Raw genomic sequence first — 25,570 nt, 5'->3', positions numbered from 1 at the left:
GGCGACGACGCGGGACCACGACAGGGCCGCCGTGCTCGTGGGCTACACGTTGCTCGGTGCCGCCATGAACGGATTCCTCCCGGGAGCACTCGTCATTTCTGGACACATGTCTGCTTTGAGATCTAAGAGCACGGAGCCGGTGGCGGACCTGACCGCGCCGCGAAGGGCGCGTTCAGCGCACCAAACCCTGCCCGCGGTGCCCGGGTGAGGGCGTTGTCGGGCGGATGACGAATTTCCTACACTGGACGGGTGTCTAGAGAAGCGGCTTCTGCTGCTGACGCCTCCGTCGCCGGTCGCCGGTCGGATCGTCGGCCCGGGCAGACGATCCGCAAGGTGCTCGACGCCGGGCTGGCGGAACTGCGCGAGACTTCCTACGCCAACCTGACGATGCGCGCCGTCGCCAGCCGCGCCGGGGTGTCGCCGGCTAGCGCGTATACCTACTTTCCGTCGAAGAGCGCGCTGGTGGCGGCGGTGTACCTGCGCCTGCTGCAGGCACTTCCGCTGCACACCGACGTCAACGACACCACCAAAACACGCGTGAGCGCGACCCTGCGGGATATGGCGATCGTGGTCGCCGACGAACCCGAGCTGACCGCCGCGTGCGGCGCGGCGCTGATGGCCGACGATCCCGCGGTCAAGCCGCTGCGTGAACAGATCGGCGACGAGGTGGCCCGGCGGATCGGTGCCGCCCTGGGTCCGGGATGGCCGCGCGCGGTGAAATCCACCCTGCAAATGACTTTTTCCGGCGCCCTGATGATGGCCCGTTTTGTCAGCTACGACGAAATCGCCGGGCAACTGGAGGAGGCAGTCAACCTAATTTTGGGCGCATCGGTCGCGTGACAGGCAATCAACGAAACCTCGAGGAGCTTCATGGATGACAACGGCTTCAATTTGTCGACGGTGTTCGCGACACTGGCGACAACACTTCCCGATCATCGCGTATTGATCTGGCGGGGCCGTGAGTGGACGTATGCGCAGCTGAACGCCCGCGTCGACGGCGTCGCGCATTACCTCGCGTCCGCGGGCTTGGGATGTCACACCGAACGTGATCGCCTGCAGGGCCACGAGTCTGGGCAGGATCACGTCGGACTGTACTTGCGTAACGGCAACGAATACCTGGAATCGATGATCGGTGCCTATCGGTCCCGAGTCGCGCCGTTCAACGTCAATTACCGCTACGTCGAGGCCGAACTTGTCTATCTGCTCGACAACGCGAAGGCTCGCGCGCTGGTCTACAGCGGCGAGTTCGCACCACGGGTTGCGGCGATCCGCGACCGACTCCCCCACCTCGAATTCCTCATTCAGGTGTCCGACCACAGCGGCCAGCCGCTGCTGCCGGGCGCCGTCGACTACGAATCCATCGTCGCCACACCGCCACCCGCGAGCGGGATGCCCACGCCCAGCGGAGATGATCTGTACATCCTGTACACCGGCGGCACCACGGGCATGCCCAAGGGTGTGCTGTGGCGTCAGCATGACATCTTCGTTTCCTCAATGGGCGGAAGAACTTTCGGCAGCGACGACGCCTTGGCGTCCTACGACGAGCTTGCCGAACGTGCCAAAAACACCGCCGGGTTCGCCTCGCTGCTGCTGATCCCGCCGTTCATGCACGGCGCGGCTCAGTGGGCCGCGTTCCAAATCATGTCCATGGGCGGTTGGCTGGCCATCCCCGACGACGTCGAAACCATCCGGGCCGACCAGGTCTTGGCGCTGGCGGAACGCGAACGCGTGATGAGCATCCCGGTCGTCGGCGACGCGATAGCCCGCCCGCTCATCGACGAGATCGAGCGCGGGCGCTACGACCTGTCGGGTCTAGTGTCGATCAGCAACGGGGGCGCCCCCCTTACCCACGCCGTTCGGAGCCGCATAGCCGCCGCGCTGCCGAACCTGTTGATCATCGACGCCGTGGGCGCCTCGGAGTCCGGCATGCAGATGAACATGACGTCGATGGACCCGGGGCCGAACGGCATGGCCGCCTTCAGTCCAGGCACCGAAACCGCCGTTGTCGCAGCCGATTTCAGTCGGGTATTGGGCCCGGGCGCCGAGGAAGAAGGATGGCTGGCGCGCCGCAGCCTGATCCCGCTCGGCTACCTTGGCGACGCCGAGAAGACGGCCCGCACGTTCCCGGTGATCGACGGCGAGCGCTGGTCGGTGCCCGGAGACCGGGCCCGATTCCTCGCCGATGGCCGCATCGAGCTGCTCGGCCGTGACTCGGTCACCATCAACTCCGGCGGCGAGAAGATCTTCGCCGAGGAAGTGGAGGCCGCGATGGCCGAACACCCCGACGTCTACGACGTGGTGGTGGCGGGGCGCCCTTCCGAACGCTGGGGCAACGAGGTGGTGGCGATCGTGCAACTTCGGGAAGGCAGCGACCCCTCGGACGAGGAGCTGCTGGCCACTTGCCAGCAACACGTCGCGCGTTACAAGCTGCCGAAGGCCATCATCCGTACCGGCAAAGTTCGACGGTCGCCGGCCGGCAAAGCCGACTACCGCTGGGCCAAAGAGATTGCCGTCGAAAGCCTTTCCAGCACGGCCGGATCCGGTAGCTGACGCCGCCCGGCGCGGCCGTTATGATCCAGCCATGCGCAGTCACGGCTGGTCAGGCAACACGCCGGGCTCCGACGAGGAGGCGATCGAGCGCATTCTCGACGCCGCGGACAAGATAATCAGCGAGCGTGGGTCCGCGATGCGGATCGCCGATGTGGCGCGCACGCTCGGGGTGACGCGCCAAACCGTCTACCGGTACTTCCCCGGCACCGAAGCGTTGCGGGTGGCGACCGCGATGCGATCGGCCGACGGTCTTTTGGACCAATTGGCAACGCACGTCAAGGGACTGACCGACCCGGTCATTGCGGTCACGGAAGGTGTGGCGTTCGCCATCGAACGACTGGCGTCCGACAACCAGCTCGAACCCGTACTCAGTCGACGTGACCGGGCCGGCCGGACCGTCTCCATCGCATCGGACACCGCGATCACGTTCGGACGCTCGATGCTGCACCGCTACGACGTGGACTGGGCGCACTACGGTTTCGACGAGGCGGGCCTCGACGAGCTGGCGGAGTTCTGTCTGCGGGTTGTGCATTCCTTCGTCGCCGACGCGGGTCGACCCCCTCGCGGCGGCGCCGATCTGCGGCGCTATCTGACCCGTTGGATGGGACCCGCTATCGCCTATCCGCAGCTGGCCCGCGCGATGGGTGCGCTTCCCGGCCCCCAGCCGCGGGCGCGGCGGCGCTCATCCGCGGCGTCCTGATTCCTGGGAAACACCTGCCGATTCGGTACACGTTGCCGTCCGTGCGCGGCAAAGAAGCAGGTCGGCGCGTACAGTCGGCCATCGTGATGCACCGCGGAGTCGCAACGGCGATCGCGCTGTGTGGCGCGGCCGCCGCGCTCGCTATCGGCACCTGCTACGGCCCGGGCGAGGATCCACCGGCGGCCCCGTCGCCGAGCGTGACGGTCAGCTCCGCGCCCGATCCCGGAGGCCGCGACGGCGCCTTCCCCGCGATTCCCGCCGGCGGCGGCGGAGTTTGCATTGTCGGTCTCAACTGCGGATGCATTCCCCGCGTCACCTGTCCCACCCCGCGCCGCCGCGCCCGCACCGTTGTACCGGGAACGGATGCGTCGCGCAAACCCAATCCATAAGCCGGCCAACCGAACTCGACCACGCCGCCCACCGGCCACAGCAACTCTCCCAGGATGGGTGGTTGATTCGCTTTCCAGCTTCGGCGATCCTCAACGGAAGCTCGAGCCGAAGGAGGAACAAGCGTGGCTGGTCTGGGACAGATCGCATTGAACAGCGCTCCCGTTTTTGGTGGTGTGATGCTGGCCGTCGCGGCCGGGCAATTCAGCGGCCCGAACTATCGCGGCCTGATCAAAGAGGACATGGACCTGCTGGATCGGCTGCCGCCGGACGCCACCACTAGACGCGCCGAGCTGCAGCGCACCATCGACGCGCGCATCGACGATTTAGTCGATGCGACCGACCGGAGCCGCGCGCTGCGCCGCTCCGCGCTGTCGTACCAGGGCAATTGGCGCGACATCGTGCTCTTCTTGTGCGCGCTGCTGTTCACCATCGTCTGGTGGGACGTCGACCACCAGCGGTCCAACTGGCTGCCGATGTTCATCCTGCTCATCCTGCTGTCGGTGGTGGCCGCCGTCTACGCGCTGCGCGGGGTGTTGCGCGCCGCGACGTCGTTGGTGCGCAGAGAGCGCAGCTAGACGACGACGCATGAGAGGATCCCCGGAAGTCCAGATTGAGGAGGGCAAGCGGTGATGGATGCGCAACCCGGCGACGTGAACTTCGACGTCGCCGACCGCTTGGCGATCATCAATCTCTTCGGCGCCTACGCGTACCTCTACGACCGCAATGAGCTGGACAACTTCCGGGCCTTGTTCACCGAGTCCCCGGAGCTGGGCTTGCGGCTCCACGACGGCGCCACGCTGTCGGAGGGCGTCGACACCGTGATGGCGTTGCTTGCGCTGCGCAAAGGCGAGTTCGCCGCGCAAAACAATCAGCGCCGCCACGCGCTGAACTCCTTCTGGTTTGAGAACCAAACCGCCGAGCGGGCATCCGGACACTGTTACTTCCAGGTATTCGCAATCCGGGACGGCGGCCTACCCACCCCCGACCTGACCGGCTGTTACGAGTTCACCGCGGTCAAACAAGACGGGGTGTGGCGATTCAGCCGCTGGTTCTTGGCGATCGACCAGTCCAAGCTCTGACGTCACACGCCGGGCGCGGCGTCCTCGAGGACTTCAAGCGCCGCGTCAAGGTTCGGCATGACGGCCGCACCGTAGTGGCTCACCACCTGACCGAGCGCACGCGCGACGTGGGGACCGACGGCGCCGGCCGGCAGAACCTCCTCGGCGAGGACGACCCCACTCACCACGTGCGCGGCGCTCAACCGGCCGTCCGGGGTCACTTCGTATCGCCAGTCGCCGATCTGGATCCGCTCCGGCTGTGATCGGAACACCCCTCGCCGGGCGGGGGTGAGCACGACGCCCGGCAGCCCGCAGAACACCTTGACCACCAGCCCGACCCCGCCGGGCCCGGCCAGCGCCGCCCCCACGGCGCGACTGACACGTTCGTGGTCGTAGTCGGTCATCGATCACACTCAATCGCTCATGGGAAGCACGAACGACGGCGCGATGGTTTGCGGTTCGCCGTTGCGGCGCACCGCCGTTCCCGCCACGTAGAACTCGACCGTGTGATGTCCCCAGGCGTAGTTGGAGATGGCGAAATGCACGCCCACAATCCCATTCGCGCCGTCGCGCTCGGCCTCGCTCTGCATGCGTGACATCGCCAGCTCGCGGGATTGGTAGCTGCCCTGTGTCCATTGCGGCATTTCCATATTCCGGCCGGCCTGCTTCAACGTCTGCATAAACCCTTGCACGGCAACGTGAAACACGCAGTTGCCCATCACAAAGGCGACCGGGGTGTACCCGGAACGGAGCAGCGTGGACAGATCTTGACCGGAGAGGTGGCTGCTGAAGGCTTGCCCGTTGGGACGCCGAAACGCGCCCGGCTTGGCGGTGTATCGGACGGCGGTGCCGACCGCGATGAACTCGAGGTGTTCGCCCTCGCCCTGGTGACGCCACTCGAGCCGGACACCGACCACTCCGTCCGCGCCCAGCGAATCCGCCTCGGCCTGCATCCGCGACATCGCGTTCCAGCGCGCGCGGTAGGTCGCCTCGGTGAGCACCGGCAACTCGGACTGCTGCCGGATGCCGGTGAACTGGTAGCCGACGTGATACACCGAGACGCCCATGACGAGTTCGATCGGTTCAAACCCGGCGCCGTGCAGCAGCGCGAACTCGTTGATCGACAGATCAGACGTGAACACCTTGCCGGCGTGTGACAGCCGTTCGCTGGCGACGGGATCGAGGGGGTTCGGTTGCATGGTCAAAGCCTCCTATCGCGGTCCCCGACAGCGTAAAGCGTGTCGAGCAACTCCATCGGCTGTTCGGGTCTGCCCTGTTCGGGGATCAAATGGTCGGCCGACGAGATTACAAAATTATCTATCTTTGTAAGGCTAGGGTCTTGCCCACCACAGACGCCGATGTCAAAGTAGCTGGATGACAGAAACCGAGGGCTACGTCGACCAGGCGGTGACGGGCCTCGCCGAGCCGCAGCCGATGTACAAGGCCCTTCGCGAGTCCGCGCCGGTGTTTCGCTCGCCGCAGGACGTCGTGGTCCTCAGCCGTCTGGCCGACATCGAGATGGCGCTGAAGCACACCGAACTGTTCTCGTCGAACATGGACGCGGTCGACCTGGGCAATGTCCGACCGATGATTCCGCTGCAAATCGACCCGCCCGAGCACGCCAAGTACCGTCGCATCCTCGACCCGTTGTTCACCCCGCGCGAGATGGCCCGCCGCGAACCGGGGGTCACCGAGCTGGTCAACCAGATGATCGACCGCTTCGCCGATCGGGGCGAGTGCGACTTCCACGAAGAGTTCGCCGTCCCGCTGCCGTGCACCGTCTTCCTGCAGGTGCTCGGCCTGCCGCTGGAGGACATGGACAAGTTTCTGCAGTGGAAGGACGCCGTGATCCGCCCGGAGGGTGACTCCAGCTTCGCGCGCCGCCACGAGACCTCCGCGCCCGTCGCGCAACAGATCTACGAATACTTCGACCGCGCCATTGACGAGCACATCGCCAGCCCGCGCGACGACGTGCTTTCGGCGATGATCGCGGCGAACGTGGCAAGCGAGGACCGGCCACTCACTCGCGAGGAGCTGCTCGACATCTGCATCCTGTTCCTCATCGCGGGTCTGGACACGGTCACCGACTCGCTCGACTGCTTCTTCGTGTACCTGGCACGGCACCCCGAGCATCGACGCCAGCTCGTCGAGCAGCCCGACATTCTGCCGCACGCCATTGAGGAGCTGTTGCGTTGGGAGACGCCGGTTCCCGGCGTCGCCAGGGTGGCTATGCAGGACGTCGAGGTGGGCGGATGCCCCATCAGCAAGGGCGAACGGGTCAGCCCGTTGCTCGGCGCCGCGAACACGGACCCGGCCGAATTTCCCGATCCCGAGGTCGTCGACTTCCGCCGAAACCCGAACCGCCACCGCGCATTCGGCGGTGGACCGCACCGCTGCCTCGGATCCCACCTGGCCCGGATGGAGCTGCGGGTGGCCTTGCGCGAATTCCACCGGCGCATACCGGATTACGAGATCCCGCCCGGCACCCAGCTGACATTCACCGCCGCGCTGCGGTCGGTGGAATCGCTGCCGCTACAGTTCCCCGTTGGGAAGAAGTGACCCGGGTCTCCGTCGACGCCGACCGGTGCACCGGGCACGGGCGCTGCTACACGCTGGCACCCGACGTCTTCGACGCCGACGAAATCGGACACTCGATCGTGCGGGTGACCGAGGTCTCCGGTGAACTCGAACAGCAGGCCGTCATGGGTGAACAGAACTGCCCGGAGCAGGCAATCACGCTGTCTTCGTGAGAGATTCGACGCTACAAATGACTGGCGGCGAAGGCGGCCGCCTGGTCAACCATGCCGTTGTCGGCATAGGAATTGTGCGCTGCCCAGTCCCCGCCGCCGGAGCACACCGGGTCACCCGCGGCGCACAATTCCGTGGTCTTGGGCACGTACAGCGGGCCGATCACGATCGGCGGCGCACCAACCTGATTCATGAACGCGTTCGACGGCGTACCGAAAAGGGCCACTGCGGCCACATGATTGGCGACATCCGGCGGCATCGGCTTGGGCGCGTCGGCGGGCGCCCCGTCGGGGATCGCCGCCGAGGTGACGAAACCCATGACCGCCGCCCCCTGGGAAAAGCCGCCGAGCACCATTTTGGTGTTGGGGCAGCTCTGCGCCATCTGCTCGACATGGTTGCCGGCGTCGTCGATACCGTCCATGGCGGTGGGGAAATCCATGGTCGCCGGGTAGTTGACCCCATAAACCCCCAACGACTTCCCGCCGATCTTCGAACGCAGCGAGTCGACGAACGCCTGCCCGAAGAAGCCCACACCGGGCGCCTCGCCGGTGCCACGGGCAAACACGACTTCGACGTTGGGGCACGCCCCGGCGGCCACCGACGGGGCCGCGGCTGCGAATGGAACTGACCCGGTCACCAGAGCGCCGGCGGTGAGCGCCGCCGCGCCGCACAATCTAAGAACTGTTGCGTTCACGTTCCGATGATGCCCACTCGTCAAATCGCTCAAACCGCGCTCGTCCGGACGGCGAGAGTCCGGGGGATGTCGAACCGATCCGGAGCCTACCCCGTGTAACTCGTATCGGTGGCGGGGAGGATCATGTTCGGACGAATCGACACCCTCGATAGGCCCAAGCACAAGCTGCTGACCGTCGACCTTTGCGATGTGGTTCGCGAATACCGTGTCGGCGGTCAACCGGTACGTGCGCTCGACGAAATCAACTTGGTGCTGGAAGGTGGGCAATTCACGTCGATCGTCGGACCATCTGGCGCGGGCAAGAGCACGCTGCTGCACCTGCTCGGCGCACTGGACTCCCCCGATTCGGGATCGATCATCTTCGACGGCCAAGAGATCGGCCGGCTCAGCGATGAGCAGCAGTCGGCGTTTCGCCATCACCGGGTCGGCTTCATCTTCCAGTTCTTCAACCTGTTGCCGACTCTGTCGGCGTGGGAGAACGTGGCGGTCCCCAAGCTGCTCGATGGTGTCCGGCTGGGTAAGGCCAAGGCCGACGCGGTTCGGCTCCTCGACCGCGTCGGGCTCGGCCACCGGACCGAACACCGACCGGCGGAGCTGTCCGGCGGACAAATGCAGCGTGTCGCGGTGGCCCGCGCACTGATGATGGACCCGCCGCTGATCCTGGCCGACGAACCGACCGGCAACCTGGATTCGGCAACCGGGGCGTCGATCTTGACGCTGCTTGCCGAGGTGGCCCACGAAGCCGGCCGCGGCCGGCTGGTGGTCATGGTGACCCACAACGCCGACGCGGCCGCCGCGACCGATCGGATCATCACGCTGCAGGACGGGCGGGTTGGCGCCGACGAGCTGTCGGTGCTCGCGCGATGAGAGCGGCTTCGGCGGTGACCGCCGCCGCGAGCCGATTGCGCGTCTTCAGCCTGCGTGAACTCGCCGTGCATCGTCGGCGCACGCTGGCCTCGATCGCCGTGATGGCGGTGTCGGCGATGTATCTGGTCGCGATCTTCGGCATCTTCGGATCGATCAGCGGATCGGTCAATCGGCTCTCCGATGGGATCGCCGGCGTGGCCGCGCTGGAGGTGTCGGGTATCACCGACGCCGGATTTCCCGACACGGTGACGGCCAATGTGGCAGCGGTTCCGGGTGTCGCGGCCGCGGTGCCGATGATCCGGACGTCGGTGCCGATAACTTCGGGGCCCACGGGATCCGTCCTGCTGTTCGGGGCGGATGCGAACATCGCCGCGCTAGGCGGCGCGCTGAAGGATGCTGTCACAGCACAGCAGTTGACCGCGCCTCCCGAACCGGGCGGTGCGAGTCTTGTCCGTGTCGGGCCCGGTATCGGCCGCAAGAAGGGCGACACCTTCCAACTCGGCTCGCAAAAGGTCACGGTCGCCGAGGTGCTCGGCGGCAAGCGGCTTGCGGACCTCAACGGCGGGCACTACGTCCTGGCGCCACTTGCCCTGGCGCAGAACGCCGCCGGACGCCAGGGTCAGCTCGACTCGATTCTGATCACCACCAAACCCGGAGCCGGCCTCGCCAAAGTCCGCGCCGACGTCACCGCCGCGGTCAACGGCCGGGCCGTCGTCGCCGACCCGAGCATGCGGGCCGCGCGGGCCGGCGACGGCGTCAAGATGATGAACTACATGGCGCTGATGGGCGCCGGGGTCGCCTTGGTGGTCGGCGCCTTCCTGATCTACACCGCGATGACCATGGCGGTCACCCAACGCAGACCGGTTATTTCGATGCTGCGCGCGATCGGCGCGCGGCGCGTCACGATCATCCGCGACATGCTGGCCGAAGCCGCGATCCTCGGCGTGATCGGCGGAGCCGTCGGTTCGGGCCTGGGACTACTGATGGGCCGCGCGGCCATCGGGCGACTGCCACCGGCGCTGACCCAGGGACTGGAAGCGCGCGTGCAGTATTGGCTGCCCGCCTACGCGGTACCGGCGGCCATCGCGGTCACCACGCTGACCAGCGTGCTGGCATCCGCGATGGCGGCGCGCCAGGTGTACAAGGTGTCGCCGATCGAGGCGTTGGCGCCCGTGGGGGTGTCGGCCGCGGATCGCGTGCCCCGATGGCTGCGGATCTCATGCGGCGTCGGAGCCGTCGTGGTGTTCGCGGGGGCGGTCAGAATGGTTTTCTACCACCATGGCGTGTTGGCGTTCGTGGCGATGAATTCCGTCTTCTGCGCCGAGGTCGCGCTCGGCTTCGCGCTCGCCACACCGATTGTCACCGCCACCGCCGCCACGGCCCGAGTGTTCGGCGTGGTCGGCGCGCTCGCGGCCGCAACCATCGAACGGGCGCCCCGACGCGTGTGGGCGACGGCCATGACGGTGTTGATCGCGGTATTCACCACGGCGGTGATCACCGGGACGAACAACGACATGATTCGCTCGGCCCGGGCGGTGATGTCCTCGGCCGCCGATGCCGACGTCTGGGTCAGCGCGACTCCCCCCGACACCTATCCCACCGACGCTCTGCCGCAAGGCCTTTCCGCCAAGGTAGCCGGCGTGCGCGGCGTGGCACATGTCACCGAGGGCGCCTTCGGCTTCGCCGTCGTCGGCGGCACACGCGTGATGCTCGACGGCTTCTCCCCAGCGACCGCTGACCCCCTGTATCACGGGCTCGACCAACGGACGCGCACCGACGTGCTCGCCGGGCGCGGTGTGGTGCTCACGCAGAATTTGGGCAAGGTTTTCGGTGTCCGGGTCGGCGACTTACTGCGCATGCAAACTCCGCACGGCGCGCGGCAGGCGACGGTGCTGGCGCTCGTGCCGTATTTCTCCACGGTCATCGGCACCGTCGGAATGAGCCTCGATCAGATGCGCGCCTGGTTTGACCGCCCGGTGACGACGACGCTGCAGATCGTCGCGGCGCCGGGGGCCGACGCGCACCAGTTGCTGGCCGATGTGCGGCGCGTAGTGCCCGCATCGAACTACGTGTACGACGGCCGCGCCGAGCTGGCAGGCCTCGAAGCACCGATGCATCAGAGCATGTTCATCGCCAATGCCGTGTGGATCATCGTCGTCGTCGTGGCGGCCGTCGCGCTGCTCAACACGCTGACGCTGTCGGTGCTTGAACGGCGCCGCGAGCTTGGTGTGCTGCGGGCCATGGGATCCACCCGTCGGTTCGCGCTGCGCATGGTGCTCGCTGAGGCGGCCGGCATCGGCGTCGTCGGTGGTGTGGTGGGTCTGCTGTTCGGCCTGACCGATCAGTGGCTGTTCAGCCTCATCAGCGGGGACACCATGAACTTCCGCGTCGGCTTCCAGCCAAGCCCGATGGCGGTGGCCTTCACCATCGGCGCGGTGGCGATCAGCCTGCTGGGTTCGGTACCACCCGCGCGACGCGCGGCGCGGCTCAACATCATTGAGGCCCTAGCGGTCGAATAGCTCAGAAGCCGAGGGGCAGCAGCGCGGTGAATACCGGAGCCAACGGATCCGTGACGGGAAGGGCGATCGAATGGTCCAAGAACGGCGCGACCGGACTCTGGAATGCCAGGATCGTCTTCCCGGGCGCACCCAGACCCAATGCGGATTCCGCCCCGGAAGTCACGCTTAACGAGAACACCGGGCTGGAAAGGCTTTCCGCGACGAAGTTGTGGTCGTCGGGATCCGCAAGCGCAGTGAGCGTTACCGGACCGATCTTGGTGACCTGACTCATCAGGTCCGGGTCGCCGGGCACCGGGTTGGTGACCGGGGCCAGGCCCAGGACGCCGGCGAGCTTGGTCGCGACGTTGTACAGCGACTGCTGCCACGGCGCCAGCTGCGCCGCGGCAGCCGACGCGCCGGCGTGATAGCCCGCCATCGCGGCCACATCCTGGGCCCACATCTGCTCATAGTGCGATTCGGTCGCCGCGATGGCGGGCGCGTTCTGCCCGAACAGGTTCGAGGTCACCAGCGACACGAGGTGCATGCGGTTGGCGGAGACCATCGCCGGATGCACCGTGGCCGCCCGCGCTGCCTCGAACGCGCTCGCGATCGCCTTGGCCTGGGTGGCCGCCCCACCGGCGTGGGCCGCCGCCGCGTCCAAAAACCCCACATAGTGTGCCGCCGTTGCGGCCATCGCCGCAGACGCGGCGCCCCGCCACGACCCGCCGGCCAGCCCCGAGATTAGTGAGCCGAACGACGCTGCAGCCGAACCCAATTCGGCCGCCAGCCCGTCCCAGGCGGCCGCCGCCGCCAGCATCGGACCCGACCCTGCACCGACGTACATCCGCGCCGAATTCACCTCCGGCGGTAACACGGAAAAATTCATGACCCCTCCCCTTCTCACCCAGGAAAACCCCGTGACACCTATGGGTCACTCCAATGACGTCGGGGACGGCTCATTGGTTCAATCGCGGGCGATGGCGATGCCCTGCAGATGGGGTTTGCACGGGAACGGCACGGGAGTCCGTGGGATGCTGCGCAACTCCGTCGTGTCGAAGCCGGCCGCCGCAATGGAATCGACGGTGCGACGGTTCGGCTCACAACCGGCGGTGAACCAGGACCACGGCTTGGCCACCAGATCCTGCAACCGACCCGTCGCGCCCTCGCCGCGAACGTGTTCGAGGACGACCAACCTGCCGCCCGGTCTCAGTACGCGTCGGATTTCCCGCAGCGTCGCGGCGACATCGTCGACCGAACACAGCACCAGCCCGATGTGGACGGAGTTGAAACTGTTGTCCGGGAAGGGAATTGATTCGCCCGTTCCGTCGACGATGTCGGCTGCGACGCCGTGGCGCAGGGCAAGACGAAACGCCATGCGCCGAAACGCGGCGACCGGCTCGATCGCCGCGACGGACGTCACCGCTTCAGGGACGAACTTCAGGTCGGTGCCCGGTCCGAGGCCGACCATGAGCAATCGGCCCGTCGCATGGGCCAGTGCGGTTCGGCGGTACCGGCTATAGAAGAGCCGGTCGAATACGGCCTGGCCGTACCGATACACGTAGGGAAACAACGGATTTGCGCGCGTTATCGGTCACCTAGATCCAGTTGGAATGGCGGATATTCGTCACGCATCAACGACACGTACACCGCTACCCGGTATCGCCATCGCACGATGCCCAGCAAGAGATCGAACATGCCGGGATGGGTCGTCCCTGTGCATAGCAGCCACACCGCCGAGAAAACGCAAAGAACTTGCAGCAGCGGCTCCATCGCCCAGCAGAGCAGAATCTGCGGAAGCGCAAGCAACCACCACTTCACCAACACGGCCCAGTTGTTCAGCCGCTCTGGATAGTCGACTTCGAGTCGGCCCGGATAGAACGGTCGATCGGCCAGCGTGAAGGGCGGGTACCTGTCGGTGCTGTTCATCGGAAATCGGTAGTTCATCACCCGCCACGACCAGCGCAGCACCCCGACATTGAAGGAAAAGAGGCGATGCGGGTATCGACCGGTGAACAAGATTGCGATGCCGGCAACCACTGTCGTCAGCGGATACACCAGGTACAGGAAGGTCAAGATCGGGTAGTGCGGCGCGGCCAATGCGCACCATTTGACGAGCCAGAGCCAGCGCGAGGGCGCGTCGAGATCGCATTGCACCCGCATCGGCTCGTCCCGGGTGGTCACCGGATGCAGACCTGATCGCGCCGCCGCGTTCACTGCCTGCCACACGCGACGGACGCTGCGGTGCGGAGCTCGGCGTTGATCTCGGCGGCCAGCCGGTGATGACTCGTCCAACGCAGGAACGCGGTCAGCGCCCGGGTGTGCAGCCGGTCCGAGAGGAACGACGCCGGCCTGAGCGCGGCCTCGCCGTGAGCGACCTGCAGCGACGCCAACCGTGACACGGCGGAGACGTTGCGGCGCCTGGTCTTCTCGTACCAACGCAACGCGCTCGAGGGATGTCGTGACGGATCGGACAGCGCCTCGCACAGCACCATCGTGTCGAGCAACGCCTGATTGGTGCCCTGGGCCATGGTGGGCGGCATCGTGTGTGCGGCATCGCCGAGCAGCGTCACCGGACCCCTGCCCCGCTGGGGTATCGGGTGCCGAAAGTGCGGGAACGGCGACGGGGCGAGATCCTCATCGGTCAGCGTGACGAGCACGCGGTCCACCGCATCGGACCAGCCGGTGAAGTTGGCCCGAATCAACTCGATCGGATTGTCGGGCCTGACGTAGCCATAGGACCATGGCAGGTCGAACCACCACTGCATCCGGGAACCGCCCGCCGGCCACAGCCCGGTGTTCCCGCGTTCGCCGATGATGATCGTCGCGACGTCCGAGTCGGCCTGGTCCGCAAGGCCGGGAAGCGTCACCAGGCCCTGCCAACTACACCAGCCGGTCGGTTGCGCCTCGCGCGCGCCGACGATATCCCGAACCACCGAATGCAGACCGTCCGCGCCGATTACGACGTCTCCTTCGGCGGTGCTGCCGTTTTGGAACTCGACCCGCACGGCATCGGGGGCGCTGCGCACGGCCACCACGCGGGCGTTGCAGTGGATGCGCTCCGTCGGGAATCCGTCCAGCAGCCTTTCCAGCAGATCACGCCGCGGGACCATCCGGACGGGTGCGCCCAGCCGGTTTACCATCGCGGTCACGTCCAGGGTGGCCAGGCGGCGGCCCGTCGAGGTCAGCACGCGCACGCTGGACAGGAGTTGGCCCGCGCCGTCCATGTCGACTCCGAGCTGGCCAAGAACCGTCGCGCCGTTGGACCAGATGGTGACGGCGCCACCGCCCGCCTGGATGTCCGACCGCTGATCGAAAACGCTGACGTCGTGCCCGTCGCGCAGCAGCCCGCGGGCCACCGAAATGCCGCTCACCCCGGCCCCGACGACCAACACCCGCAGCCCCCGTTCCCGCGGGCCCCTTTCCCGCGAGCGTGCGTGTCTGTGCGGCGACACACCGCCAACCGGGTACAACTGCGCACACTCACACCGGCCGTCCACGCCTGTGGATACGTAATCGGCCGCGAATCAGTTCATGGGGCGATCATCGTGTGCAGGTCCTCGACCGACCACGGTTCGGCGTCATGATGGTCGCGGTACGCCAGCACCTGCGGCGTCGGCCGATCGAAGCGCCCGACGAATCCGCCTGCTGCGACGAATATTTGACCCGTGATGTCCGTTGCCAGGTCGCTGGCCAGATACGCGTAGATCGGGGCGGCAAAGCGGGCGGGAGGTGCGTCCAGCGAGACCTGCTTGGTCGCCTCGTCCAGGATTCCGCGCCGGTACAGGCTTTCGATTTGCTCCTCGTAGTCGGGCCCGGTGGACAGCCGCGTCTTGGCGCCGGGACATACCACGTTGGCCCGCACCCCGGACGGCCTCAGCTCCGCGGCGATCGCCATGGTCAGCCCGTTGACGGCGCCCTTGCCCGCGGGGTAGCCGGTGCCGCCGTAGTCGCCGAGGAACGCGATGGAGCTGGTGTTGATGATCGACCCGGACCCCTGCGCGGCCATCACCGGCGCCGCGACGCGGCAGGTGTGAAACGCGGTGCCGAGGTGGGCGCCGATCAGGTGATCGAAATCCTCCGGTGAGATGTTCAAGATCGAGGCTTGGGGCGGCTCGGCTATGCCCGCGCAGTTGATCAGCACGTCCAACCGCCCAAAGGCATTCACGCATTCTTCGATCAGCGTCGCGGCGATATGCGCGTCGTTGGCCGCTCCGGCGACCGCGATGGCTCGCCCGCCCGACGCGCTGATCGCGGCGACGGTTTCCTGCACGGGGTCCGGATCGCGCCCATTGACCACCACTCCGGCGCCCAAGCGACCGAGCAGCTCGGCGACCGCGCGACCGACGCCGCGGCTGCCTCCCGTCACCACCGCACCACGCCCGGCCAGGAGGTGCTGGCTCATTGATGACCTCCTGCGCGGGCGAGTGGGGTGGCGATCAGAGCGGAGGCTACCGGCGCGGGGTCCCGCGCTACAAGGCGAACCACCGGGCGCGCGGGACGCGATGTACTGTGCGTTTCGGGTTATGAAGCGCTGCTTGGGTCACTCGCCCAAGCGTTCACTGCGAGGAGCATGGGTGCGATGAGGATTTCCCAAACGGTGCTCGCCGGCGTGGTCGCCGCGACGACGCTGACGGCCGCGGTGGCCGGCTGCGGCAGCAAAACGTCCGCGCCGTCACGGTCGGGCTCGGCAACCTCGGCCACGAGCGCGCCCAGCTCTAGTGCGGCCCCGTCGGCTTCGTCCGCCCCGGCACAGCCCAACGACTACACCGGGCTGCTAATCCAGGCGGCCGACATCAAGGCGCCCGAAGCATTCACCGGCACTCCGCCGGTCAACAACCCGAACGGACAACCGGGCGTCGCGACGACCTTCAGCACCTCCGACAGCAACCACGTCATTCACGACACGATCCAGGTGCTGGCCGACCCCGCCGCGGCCACCGCCGCGCTGAACGCGGCAAAGACGGGGCAGGGCAACATCATCAAACAACCCCAAACCGAACCGGCCAAAGACATCGGCACCGACGGAACCCTCGTCTCGGGCAACTCGCCCGACGGCAACAAGGGGATCACCGTGTTGCTCTTCACCGAGGGCAGGGCACTGGTCACGTTGCAATTCGACGGCCCGCCCGGCATGCTGCCGCCGCCGGACTTCCTCACCGACGTCGGTCAAAAGCAGGACGCGGCCGTCAAGAAGGGGCTCGGCGGCTGACGCCCCGATCGCGTGAAGGACTTCCGTCCCTAGTGCCAGGCTGACGTCACAGCGTCGAATAGCGCCATGAGCACTTCACCACGGTCCGAATACCGGACGCGCATGTTCGCCCGCGTGCTCGGCCCCTACCTCGTCATCGTCACCCTCACGACCATCGCGCGCGCGTCGGAGATGCGTGCGCTGGCTTCACAATTCGGCGCAAGTCCGGCGTGGGCCTACGTTACTGGCGCGTTCATCCTGCTGAGCGGCTTGGTCGTGGTGGCGCTCCATCGGTACTGGCGCGGCATCGCGGCGACTACCGTGTCGCTTTTGGGATGGATGACCGTCGCAAAAGGGGTATCGCTACTCGCCCTTCCGCAGACCTACATCTCGGCCGTCAACTCCGCCGTCGAACCCAGCATCTGGTGGCAGTGCGGCTTCGTCGTGATCGCAATGGTCGGCGCGTACCTGACCTATATCGGCTGGGCACGCGCATCAAACCGACCGCACGTCGGATAAGCCCGCGCGATTTCGCCGACCAGGGCGGCCGAAGTGTCGTACCGTTCTGGGATCGCGCACATCTCGCCGTGGGACATGGGGCGATGCCGGAGGGGGAATTTCGTCGTGAAGGGACCGACCACCGTTGTTGCGGCGTGTGCCGTGCTGCTGACAGCCGGATGCGGCGGGTCCGTCACCCAGCATGCCGACACCACGACGTCTGGAGCGCAGCCATCGAAGCAGGCCGCGTCGACGACATCCACGGCCCCGTCGGGACGCGTCGTCATCCGCTACGAGGATGCCGAAACACCCGAGGCGCAGCGGGGCCGCCAGATCATGCAGGACGCCAAGGTGCTGGAGCAACTCGCTCAGCACATCGAGGACACCTTGCTGCTGCCGAACGACTTGGGCCTCGTTGCCAAGCAGTGCAATACGGTCAACGATTTCTACGACCCCAGCACCACTTCGATCGAACTCTGTTATGAGGCAAGGGAACACGCCGAAAAGCTCGCTGCGGAACGCGGTGGTCCCGAGCCTGCAACGCCCGCCGTCGATGAAGCAACCTCCGCGGCCTACCACGAGCTCGGTCACGCCACGCTCAACATCTACGACCTGGCGTTCACCGGACGCGAGGAGGATGTGGCCGATCAACTCTCCGCCTTCATGCTGCTCACCCCCGGCGCCGACGGAAAGAAATATCCCGACGGTGTCCGTATCGCGACGAACACCGCCCTGGAGTGGAAGCTGAGTTCGAAAGAGGCCGGCGACGCCAACGAGCTCCCGTTTTGGGACGGACACCCGATGGACATCCAGCGGATGTACAACTGGGAGTGCTGGATCTATGGGGCAGACCCGGCGGCAAACGCCGGCATCGTGCAATCCGGAGACCTGCCGGAGGACCGGGCGGGCAACTGCGAAGACGAGTACGCGAACATGACCCGAGGGTGGCAGCAACTGCTCGGGACGCATGTCCGCAAGCCCAACTGACCCGTTCTGCCGCTTGAAGATTCGCCGATCACACGGCACCGGGTTCTCGCCGCAACTCTAGAGATGTAGAGTGCGCCTGGTGGAACACGACTTCGAGGGCAAGGTAGCGATCGTCACCGGCGGAGCGTCCGGGCTCGGGCAGGCGACCGTCGAAACACTGCATCAACGGGGCGCGTCGGTCGTCATCGCCGACGTGCGGGAGGCCGACGGCACCGAGTTGGCCCGCGCGCTGGGCGCCCGGGCCCGGTTTGACCTGGCCGATGTGTCCGACCCGGAGCAGGTCGCGGCGTTGGTCGAGCGCACCATCGACGGCTTCGGCGGGCTGGACATCATGGTCAACAACGCCGCCGTGTCCAGTCCCCTGCGCAGCCTGCTGGACGACGACCTGTCCGACTTTCACCGCGTCATGGGCGTCAACGTGCTGGGCGTGATGGCCGGAACCAAATTCGCCGCACGACACATGGCCGACCACGGCGGCGGATCCATCATCAACATGAGCTCGATCGGCGGCACGTTGGCGGGCGGCGGCGTGATGACGTATCGCGCGTCGAAAGCCGCGGTGATTCAGTTCACCAAGTCGGCGGCAATCGAGTTGGCGCGCTACGACATTCGTGTCAACGCGATCGCGCCCGGCAGCATCCCCACCCCGCTGCTGGCGTCGTCGGCGCGTGACAAGAGTCCCGAGGAACTCGAACAATACGAACGAGCGATCCGAGACCGGATGCGCGGCGACCGGCCGCTGCCACGCGAGGGCACGCCGAACGATGCCGCGGAGGCCGTCGCCTACCTGGCCAGCGAGCGGGCCCGCTACATCACCGGCATCGTCTTGACCGTGGATGGCGGCACCTCGGCCGGCAAGGTAATACCGCGCCGGGGCTGACCCTTTAGCCGCGAGCGTGCGTGTCTGTACGCGACACGCCGCGCCAACGCGTACAACTGCGCACGCTCGCCAATATTAAATAAATTGCTTGATTTAATCGGGCCCGCGGTGTTCACTGGGGCGGTGAAACCCGCGCGGATGGCTCGCTCCGAGCGATCGACAACCACTCGAGAGGCGATCTTGACCGCCGCGGAGTGGCTGTTCGCCGAGCGCGGCATGTACGCGGTGTCCAACCGGCAGATCAGCGAAGCGGCCGGACAGGGCAACAACGCCGCGGCCTGCTATCACTTCGGCACCCGCACCGACCTGCTGCGGGCAATCGAAGCCAAGCACCGCGAGCCGATCGAGGAACTGCGCGGACGGATGCTTGCCGACATCGGCGATTCCACCGAGCTGCGCGACTGGGTCGGGACGCTGGTGCGCCCCCTCACCGATCACCTTGCGGCACTGGGCACGCCGAGCTGGTATGCGCGCTTCGCCGCGCAGGCGATGGCCGACCCCACCTACCGCCAGGTCGTCACCAAGGATGCGCTCGCGTCGCCGCGGCTGGTGCAGACGATCGACGGGATCAACCGGTGCCTGCCCAACCTGCCCAGGCGCGTCCGCTCCGAGCGCGGCGTGATGGCACGCAACCTGCTGATGCACACATGCGCCGAACACGAGGGGGCGCTGGCCGAGCACGGATCGCGGCGCTCCCCATGGCCGGTGGCCGGCGAGGGACTGATCGACGCGATTGTCGGACTGTGGCGCGCGCCCATCCATGTGGGCGCCGCGGGCGACTAGAAAAAGGAGCACGATGACCGACATCTCGACCGGTACCACCACCGACGTACCGGAGTTTCCGATGACGCGCGCGCCGGACTGCCCGTTCGCTCCCCCGCCAAAGGTGTTGGAGCTCAACGACACCAAACAATTGAGCCGGGTCCGCATCTGGGACGGCAGCACCCCGTGGCTGATCCACGGCTACGACGCCATTCGCGCGCTGTTCACCGACTCGCGCACCAGCGTCGACGACCGGCTGCCCGGCTATCCGCACTGGAACGAGGGCATGCTGGCGACGGTGCACAAGCGGCCCCGGTCGGTCTTCACGTCCGATGCCGAGGAGCACACCCGGTTCCGCCGGATGCTGTCAAAACCGTTCACGTTCAAGCGCGTCGAAGGCCTGCGCCCAGCGGTACAGAAGATCGCCGACGATCGGGTCGACGCCCTTTTGGCCGGCCCCAAACCCGGCGACGTCGTCAGCACCTTCGCGCTGCCCATCCCCTCGCTGGTGATCAGCGAGATGTTGGGCGTGCCCTACGAAGACGCGGACTTCTTCCAGGAGCAGGCGCAACGCGGCACGGCCCGCAACGCAACCGAGGAGGACACGGCGCAGGGTGCCGCGTCGCTGGCGAAATACATCGCCAACCTGATTCGCACCAAGATGCAAAGCCCGTCCGAGGACCTGGTGTCCGACCTTGCCGAGCGGGTGAACGCCGAAGAGCTCAGCGTGCGGGAGGCCACCCAGCTGGCGCTGGGCGTGCTGATCGCCGGGCACGAGACCACCGCCAACATGATCAGCCTGAGCATCGCGGCCCTGCTCGAACATCCCGACCAGCTCGCGCTCATCCGCGACGCTGACGATCCCAAGGTGATCGCGGCCGCGGTGGAGGAATTGATGCGGTATCTGAGCATCATCCAAACCGGTCAGCGTCGCATCGCCATCGAAGACATCGAAGTCGGCGGCGAAACCATCAAGGCCGGCGAGGGCATCATCCTCGACGTCGCGCCGGCGAACTGGGATCCCCGCCAATTCCCCAACCCCGACCGGCTGGACCTGCGCCGCGAGGACGGCGCCCACGTCGGATTCGGCTACGGCCGCCACCAATGCGTGGGACAACAGTTGGCCCGCATGGAATTACAGATCGCGCTGCCCACGTTGTTCCGCCGCATCCCCACGCTGCGCCTGGCGGTGCCGGTCGAGGAGCTTCCGTTCAAGCACGACACGTTGGCCTATGGCGTCTACGAGCTGCCCGTCACTTGGTGAGTTTTGTCTAACGTGAAACCCGACCTGACGCTGGACGTGCCCGACCTGTCCGGCAGATTCGCCGTCGTGACGGGGGCCAACAGCGGCCTTGGCTTCGGTTTGGCGAAAAGCCTTGCGGGCGCGGGTGCCGACGTGGTGATGGCGATTCGCAACCGGGCCAAGGGCGAGGCCGCGATCGCCGAGATCCGCCGCGAGCAGCCGTCGGCCAGGCTGACCATCCGACAGCTCGACTTGTCGTCGCTGAAGAGCGTGGCCGCGCTCGGTGACGAGCTGGTCGCCGACGGCCGCCCGATCGACATCCTCATCAACAACGCCGGGGTCATGACGCCCCCGCAGCGCCAGGAAACCGATGACGGCTTCGAATTGCAGTTCGGCGCAAACCACCTCGGGCACTTCGCGTTGACCGGTCACCTGCTGCCGCTGCTGCGCGCCGCCGAGCGCGCGCGGGTGGTCACCGTCAGCAGCATCGCCGCGGGGCAGCGGAATCTCGACTTCAATGATCCCAACGCGCAAGACGGCTATAAACCGATGCGCTGCTACGGCGTGGCGAAACTGGCGCAGCTGATGTTCGCGATGGAGTTGGACCGCCGCAGCCGCGACCGCGGCTGGGGGCTGATATCGAACGCCGCGCACCCCGGGCTGAGCAAGACGAACCTGCTCAGCGGCGCGTCCTACGGCCGCGCCAAGCCCACGCTGCAGGCCCGGCTCACCCAACTGACCTGGCGGCTGCTGCCGTTTATGTGGCTTGACGTCGACGAAGGCATCAAGCCCACGCTGTATGCCGCGGTGTCGCCGGACGCCGAGGGCGGCCGCTACTACGGTCCGCGCGGCTTCTACGAAACCGCAGGCGGCGGAGTCACATTCGCGGGTGTCCCCCGCTTGGCCCGAAGTGAACCCGACAGGGAGCGGCTGTGGCAGCGGTCCGAACAACTCACCGGTGTCACCGACGATTGATCAGAAGGTGGTAGGCAATGCCGTTTATCGGCCGCAGTGACGCGAAAGACCCCGGTACGCAACAGGACCAGTGGGAGCGGGTAGCGCGCCGGCGCGAGCGGTTGTACGTCGAGGACGAACAGTTCCGGATCACCAAGCCCGACGACGAAATCGCCGCCGCGACCCGGGTGCGCGGACAACGCATCGCCGAAGTCATGGCGAAGGTGCTGCGGGGCTACGCCGACCGGCCGGCCCTCGGACAGCGCGTCCGGGAAATCGTCACCGACGACGCCGGCCGGTCCACACTGCGTTTCCTGCCGCGGTTCGAGACCATCAGCTACGCCCAGTTGTGGGCCCGCATCCAGGCGACGGCCGGAGATTGGCACCACCACGAGCGGCACCCGGTGCGGCCCGGGGACTTCGTCTGCGTATTGGGTTTCGCCAGCATCGATTACACGGTGCTCGAGTGTGCCTGCATTCATCTCGGCGCCGTGGTGGTGCCCCTGCAGACCAGTGCGCCGGCGGCGCAACACGCGCCGATCCTGGACGAGACGCAGCCGCGGATCCTTGGGGTGGGCCTGGACAACCTCGAGACGGCGGTCGAGGCCGTGCTGGCGGGCACCGCACCGCAGCGCCTGATCGTCTTCGACTACGAACCCCGCGACGACGACCAACGCTCCGTATTCGAGGCGGCCCGCGCGCGGTTGGCCGAGGCGGGCGACGCGCTCACCCTCGAAACCATCGATGACGTTGTCGCACATGGCGAATCGCTGCCCACTCCGCCGCTGCACGTCGCCGCGGCCGATGAGGATCCGCTGGCCTGGGTGTTCTACACGTCGGGCAGCACGGGCACCCCCAAGGGCGCGATGTTCACCGAAAGCCTTTGCATCGGAACGTGGCTCGCGCAGTCCGATCAGCCGGTCATCACCCTGAGTTACATGCCGATGAGCCATCTGATCGGGTACGGCTATGTGATCCTGACGTTGGCCAACGGTGGCACCAGTTATTTCGCGGCCAAGAGCGATCTTTCGACATTGTTCGAGGATTTGGCGCTGGTCCGGCCCACCTCGATGAGCCTGGTGCCGCGGGTGTGCGAGATGTTCTATCACTACTACCAGCGTGAGCTCGACCGGCGAACGGCGTCCGGCGCCGATCCCGACGAAGTCAGCGACGAGATCAAAACGGCTATCCGCGAGGAGATTCTGGGCGGCCGGGTGCTGGCGGTGGGCTGCGGTTCGGCGGCGCTCTCCCCCGAGATCAAGGTGTTCATGGAAGAAGTGCTCGACCAGCACCTGCTGATCGGATACTCCTCCACCGAAATCGCCGGCGGGATGATCGTGGCCGACGAGCAGGTGCTGCGGCCGCCGGTGATCGACTACAAACTCCTCGACGTTCCCGAACTCGGCTACTTCAACACCGACAAGCCGTACCCACGAGGAGAATTGGCCGTCAAATCGGCGCGGTTTATGGCCGGCTACTACAACCGCCCCGACCTGACGGCCACGATGTTCGACGAGGACGGCTACTACAAGACCGGTGACGTGATGGCCGAGGTCGGTCCCGACCGGCTGCGCTACGTGGACCGGCGCAACAACGTCATCAAGCTCGCGCAGGGCGAATTCGTCGCCGTCTCAAGACTGGAGGCGCTGTACGCGACGAGCCCGGTGATCCGGCAAATCTATATCTACGGCAACAGCGAACGCTCCTACCTGCTCGCCGTCGTGGTGCCCACCGAAGACGTGGTGGACGCCTCGGTGATCCATGAGTCGCTGCGCGAGATAGCGCGCGAAAACCACCTCAACGGCTACGAGATCCCGCGGGACTTCCTGATCGAAAAGGAGCCGTTCAGCCTCGCGAACGGGCTGCTATCGGGAGTCGGAAAGTACTTGCGCCCCAAGCTCAAAGAGCGCTACGGCGACAGCCTGGAGCAGCTGTACGCGTCGATGGCCTCCGATCAGCTCAGCCAGCTACGGGCGCTGCGCTTGGGCGGCGCCGACCAACCAGTGCTGGCGACCGTCACCAAGGCGGTGCAGGCCACCCTCGGTGTGGCGGCAGCCGACATCTCCCCGGAGGCGAGGTTTATCGATCTGGGTGGCGATTCGCTGTCCGCGTTGACCTTTTCCACGCTGCTGACCGACATCTACGGCGTCGACGTCCCGGTCGGGGTGATCGTCGACCCGACCGGGGATCTGCTCGCCATCGCCAACACCATCGAACGTCACCGCGCCTCCGATGGTTTGCGGCCCGGCTACGCTTCGGTGCACAACTCGGGCAGCGCCGAGGTCAACGCCAGCGACCTCACGCTGGATAAGTTCATCGAGGACGACGTCCTCAAGACCGCGATGACGCTGCCACACCCCACCGCCGAGATCCGCACCGTGCTGCTCACCGGCGTCACCGGCTTCCTGGGACGCTTCCTGGGCATGGAATGGCTGCAAACACTGGCGGATTCGGGCGGCACGCTGATCTGCCTGACCCGCGGCGCCGACGCCGCGCAGGCCCGCCAGCGCATCGAGGCGGTCTTGGGCTCCGACGCCGAATTGCTCGATCGTTTCCGCACGCTGGCCGAGGGGCATCTCGAGGTGCTGGCCGGAGACATCGGCGAACCCAACCTCGGCCTGGACGACGAGACGTGGCGCCGCCTGTCACAGAACGTCGACTTGATCGTGCATCCCGCGGCTCATGTCAATCACGTCCTGCCCTACCAGCAGTTGTTCGGCCCGAACGTGGTGGGCACGGCCGAGGTGATCCGGCTGGCGATCTCCGCCAGGCTCAAGCCGATTCACTACATCTCCACGCTGGGCGTCACCGCGGTGGCACACCATCTTGTCGACGAAGACTCCGATATCCGCCGAGCGGTGCCGTCCTGCGTCGTCGACGACAGCTACGCCAACGGTTACGGGATCAGCAAGTGGGCCGGCGAGGTGCTGATGCGCGAGGCGCACGACCTGTGCGGACTGCCCGTCGCGGTGTTCCGGCCCGGCATGATCCTCGCCGACAGTCGATACACCGGGCAGCTCAACGTGCCCGATATCTTTACCCGGTTGTTGTTCAGCCTGGTCGCCACCGGCACCGCCCCGCGATCGTTCTACCGTCCCGGCCGGGACGGCCAGCAGCCGCACTACGAGGGCCTCCCGGTCGACTTCCTCGCAGAGGCGATGGCGGCGATCGGCCCACGACAGGGCAGCAGCTTTGACACCTATAACACCACCAACCCGCACGACGACGGCATTTCGCTGGACACCTTCGTGGACTGGATCGTCGCCGCGGGCCATCCGATCGAACGGATCGACGACTACTCGAACTGGCTGAGTCGATTCGAGACCGCGATGCGGGCCCTCCCGGAACGCGAACGCGCCCAGTCGGTGCTTACAGTGTTGGATGTGTACCGCCAACCCATGGCCGCCGTCGGCGGCTCGCCGGTGCCCGGCGCACGCTTCCAGGCGGCGGTCGAAGAGTCAGGTCGGGCGATCCCGCACCTTTCGGAGCAGATGATCGGCAAATACCTCACCGACCTCAAAGCGCTTGGCGTGCTGCGTCCGAAGGAATGACG

25 protein-coding genes and 1 pseudogene are annotated in these 25,570 nt (G+C 66.6%); 18 read left to right on the top strand and 8 right to left on the bottom strand.

The features are described 5' to 3' along the window. Window positions 1–249 precede the first annotated feature (249 nt). From G6N66_RS12955 to G6N66_RS12930, 6 genes are all read left to right on the top strand, one after another. Entirely contained in the window at window positions 250–840 is a 591-nt protein-coding gene (locus tag G6N66_RS12955; RefSeq protein WP_085236507.1) for a TetR/AcrR family transcriptional regulator, read from the top strand. 30 nt (window positions 841–870) lie between these two features. Then, on the top strand, window positions 871–2,550 hold the full coding sequence (locus G6N66_RS12950) for an acyl-CoA synthetase (RefSeq protein ID WP_085236505.1): 1,680 nt from the start codon (window positions 871–873) through the stop codon (window positions 2,548–2,550). Window positions 2,551–2,581: 31 nt separating this feature from the next. Continuing rightward, window positions 2,582–3,250 (top strand): TetR/AcrR family transcriptional regulator, encoded by a 669-nt coding sequence (locus tag G6N66_RS12945; RefSeq protein ID WP_085236503.1) that lies wholly within the window; start codon window positions 2,582–2,584, stop codon window positions 3,248–3,250. Between the two features lie 83 nt (window positions 3,251–3,333). Continuing rightward, window positions 3,334–3,639 (top strand): hypothetical protein, encoded by a 306-nt coding sequence (locus tag G6N66_RS12940; RefSeq protein ID WP_139825539.1) that lies wholly within the window; start codon window positions 3,334–3,336, stop codon window positions 3,637–3,639. A gap of 177 nt (window positions 3,640–3,816) precedes the next feature. Further along, a complete protein-coding gene (locus tag G6N66_RS12935; protein ID WP_179968348.1) occupies window positions 3,817–4,215 on the top strand; it encodes a hypothetical protein in 399 nt (132 codons plus the stop codon). A gap of 54 nt (window positions 4,216–4,269) precedes the next feature. Then, window positions 4,270–4,719 (top strand): nuclear transport factor 2 family protein, encoded by a 450-nt coding sequence (locus G6N66_RS12930; RefSeq protein ID WP_085236497.1) that lies wholly within the window; start codon window positions 4,270–4,272, stop codon window positions 4,717–4,719. A gap of 2 nt (window positions 4,720–4,721) precedes the next feature. On the opposite strand, the gene G6N66_RS12925 is transcribed toward G6N66_RS12930, so the two are convergent. Both G6N66_RS12925 and G6N66_RS12920 read right to left on the bottom strand, forming a co-directional pair. Next, entirely contained in the window at window positions 4,722–5,102 is a 381-nt protein-coding gene (locus tag G6N66_RS12925) for a DUF5073 family protein (RefSeq protein ID WP_085236495.1), read from the bottom strand. Window positions 5,103–5,111: 9 nt separating this feature from the next. Then, window positions 5,112–5,897: a heavy metal-binding domain-containing protein gene (locus G6N66_RS12920; protein ID WP_085236493.1), complete on the bottom strand. Its 786-nt coding sequence runs from the start codon at window positions 5,895–5,897 to the stop codon at window positions 5,112–5,114. A gap of 175 nt (window positions 5,898–6,072) precedes the next feature. Between G6N66_RS12920 and G6N66_RS12915 the strand changes: the two genes are divergently transcribed. Together G6N66_RS12915 and G6N66_RS12910 are read left to right on the top strand one after the other, a co-directional pair. Further along, entirely contained in the window at window positions 6,073–7,257 is a 1,185-nt protein-coding gene (locus G6N66_RS12915) for a cytochrome P450 (protein ID WP_085236492.1), read from the top strand. Continuing rightward, the gene (locus G6N66_RS12910; protein ID WP_085236490.1) at window positions 7,254–7,448 is read left to right on the top strand and encodes a ferredoxin; all 195 of its coding nucleotides are present in this window, start codon (window positions 7,254–7,256) and stop codon (window positions 7,446–7,448) included. Before G6N66_RS12915 ends, G6N66_RS12910 begins: the two co-directional genes overlap by 4 nt. An 11-nt stretch (window positions 7,449–7,459) precedes the next feature. On the opposite strand, the gene G6N66_RS12905 is transcribed toward G6N66_RS12910, so the two are convergent. Then, a complete protein-coding gene (locus G6N66_RS12905) occupies window positions 7,460–8,140 on the bottom strand; it encodes a cutinase family protein (protein ID WP_139825538.1) in 681 nt (226 codons plus the stop codon). A gap of 168 nt (window positions 8,141–8,308) precedes the next feature. On the opposite strand from G6N66_RS12905, the gene G6N66_RS12900 reads away from it, so the two are divergent. Together G6N66_RS12900 and G6N66_RS12895 are read left to right on the top strand one after the other, a co-directional pair. Continuing rightward, entirely contained in the window at window positions 8,309–9,007 is a 699-nt protein-coding gene (locus tag G6N66_RS12900; RefSeq protein WP_085236565.1) for an ABC transporter ATP-binding protein, read from the top strand. Continuing rightward, window positions 9,004–11,526, top strand: coding sequence for an ABC transporter permease (locus G6N66_RS12895; protein ID WP_085236486.1), 2,523 nt, complete (start codon window positions 9,004–9,006; stop codon window positions 11,524–11,526). Before G6N66_RS12900 ends, G6N66_RS12895 begins: the two co-directional genes overlap by 4 nt. 322 nt (window positions 11,527–11,848) lie before the next feature. Here G6N66_RS12895 and G6N66_RS29510 read toward each other — a convergent pair. The 5 genes and pseudogenes from G6N66_RS29510 to G6N66_RS12870 all read right to left on the bottom strand — a co-directional run. After that, window positions 11,849–12,391, bottom strand: a pseudogene (locus G6N66_RS29510) (PPE family protein); the annotation flags it as partial. 78 nt (window positions 12,392–12,469) lie between these two features. Further along, window positions 12,470–13,093, bottom strand: coding sequence for a class I SAM-dependent methyltransferase (locus G6N66_RS12885; RefSeq protein WP_085236482.1), 624 nt, complete (start codon window positions 13,091–13,093; stop codon window positions 12,470–12,472). Further along, window positions 13,090–13,659 carry a DUF4389 domain-containing protein gene (locus G6N66_RS12880; protein ID WP_085236563.1) on the bottom strand — a complete coding sequence of 190 codons (570 nt, stop codon included), beginning with the start codon at window positions 13,657–13,659 and terminating at the stop codon, window positions 13,090–13,092. The genes G6N66_RS12885 and G6N66_RS12880 overlap by 4 nt, the downstream gene beginning before the upstream one ends. Window positions 13,660–13,715: 56 nt before the next feature. Then, window positions 13,716–14,897, bottom strand: a complete 1,182-nt coding sequence (locus G6N66_RS12875) for an FAD-dependent oxidoreductase (protein WP_085236480.1) — start codon at window positions 14,895–14,897, stop codon at window positions 13,716–13,718. A 137-nt stretch (window positions 14,898–15,034) separates the two neighbouring features. Then, window positions 15,035–15,907, bottom strand: coding sequence for an SDR family NAD(P)-dependent oxidoreductase (locus G6N66_RS12870; RefSeq protein ID WP_085236478.1), 873 nt, complete (start codon window positions 15,905–15,907; stop codon window positions 15,035–15,037). Window positions 15,908–16,084: 177 nt separating this feature from the next. Here G6N66_RS12870 and G6N66_RS12865 point away from each other — a divergent pair, with 177 nt between their 5' ends. The 8 genes from G6N66_RS12865 to car all read left to right on the top strand — a co-directional run bounded on the left by G6N66_RS12865 (window position 16,085) and on the right by car (window position 25,568). Next, complete coding sequence (locus G6N66_RS12865; RefSeq protein ID WP_085236562.1) at window positions 16,085–16,714, top strand: hypothetical protein; 630 nt, start codon at window positions 16,085–16,087, stop codon at window positions 16,712–16,714. 102 nt (window positions 16,715–16,816) lie between these two features. Further along, window positions 16,817–17,212 (top strand): hypothetical protein, encoded by a 396-nt coding sequence (locus tag G6N66_RS12860; RefSeq protein WP_232079290.1) that lies wholly within the window; start codon window positions 16,817–16,819, stop codon window positions 17,210–17,212. A 105-nt stretch (window positions 17,213–17,317) separates the two neighbouring features. Continuing rightward, the gene (locus G6N66_RS12855) at window positions 17,318–18,178 is read left to right on the top strand and encodes a DUF4344 domain-containing metallopeptidase (RefSeq protein ID WP_139825537.1); all 861 of its coding nucleotides are present in this window, start codon (window positions 17,318–17,320) and stop codon (window positions 18,176–18,178) included. A 79-nt stretch (window positions 18,179–18,257) separates the two neighbouring features. Continuing rightward, a complete protein-coding gene (locus G6N66_RS12850; RefSeq protein ID WP_085236561.1) occupies window positions 18,258–19,058 on the top strand; it encodes an SDR family NAD(P)-dependent oxidoreductase in 801 nt (266 codons plus the stop codon). Between the two features lie 138 nt (window positions 19,059–19,196). Continuing rightward, entirely contained in the window at window positions 19,197–19,841 is a 645-nt protein-coding gene (locus tag G6N66_RS12845; protein WP_276012844.1) for a TetR/AcrR family transcriptional regulator, read from the top strand. Window positions 19,842–19,854: 13 nt separating this feature from the next. Beyond that, complete coding sequence (locus G6N66_RS12840) at window positions 19,855–21,084, top strand: cytochrome P450 (protein WP_085236560.1); 1,230 nt, start codon at window positions 19,855–19,857, stop codon at window positions 21,082–21,084. Window positions 21,085–21,096: 12 nt separating this feature from the next. Further along, window positions 21,097–22,038, top strand: a complete 942-nt coding sequence (locus G6N66_RS12835) for an SDR family oxidoreductase (protein ID WP_085236472.1) — start codon at window positions 21,097–21,099, stop codon at window positions 22,036–22,038. A 17-nt stretch (window positions 22,039–22,055) separates the two neighbouring features. Continuing rightward, complete coding sequence (gene car / locus G6N66_RS12830; protein ID WP_085236470.1) at window positions 22,056–25,568, top strand: carboxylic acid reductase; 3,513 nt, start codon at window positions 22,056–22,058, stop codon at window positions 25,566–25,568. Window positions 25,569–25,570 lie beyond the last annotated feature (2 nt).

This window comes from Mycobacterium conspicuum (genome assembly GCF_010730195.1).
GTDB classification, from domain to species: domain Bacteria; phylum Actinomycetota; class Actinomycetes; order Mycobacteriales; family Mycobacteriaceae; genus Mycobacterium; species Mycobacterium conspicuum.
This window is presented reverse-complemented; position numbering and strand designations above follow the sequence as displayed.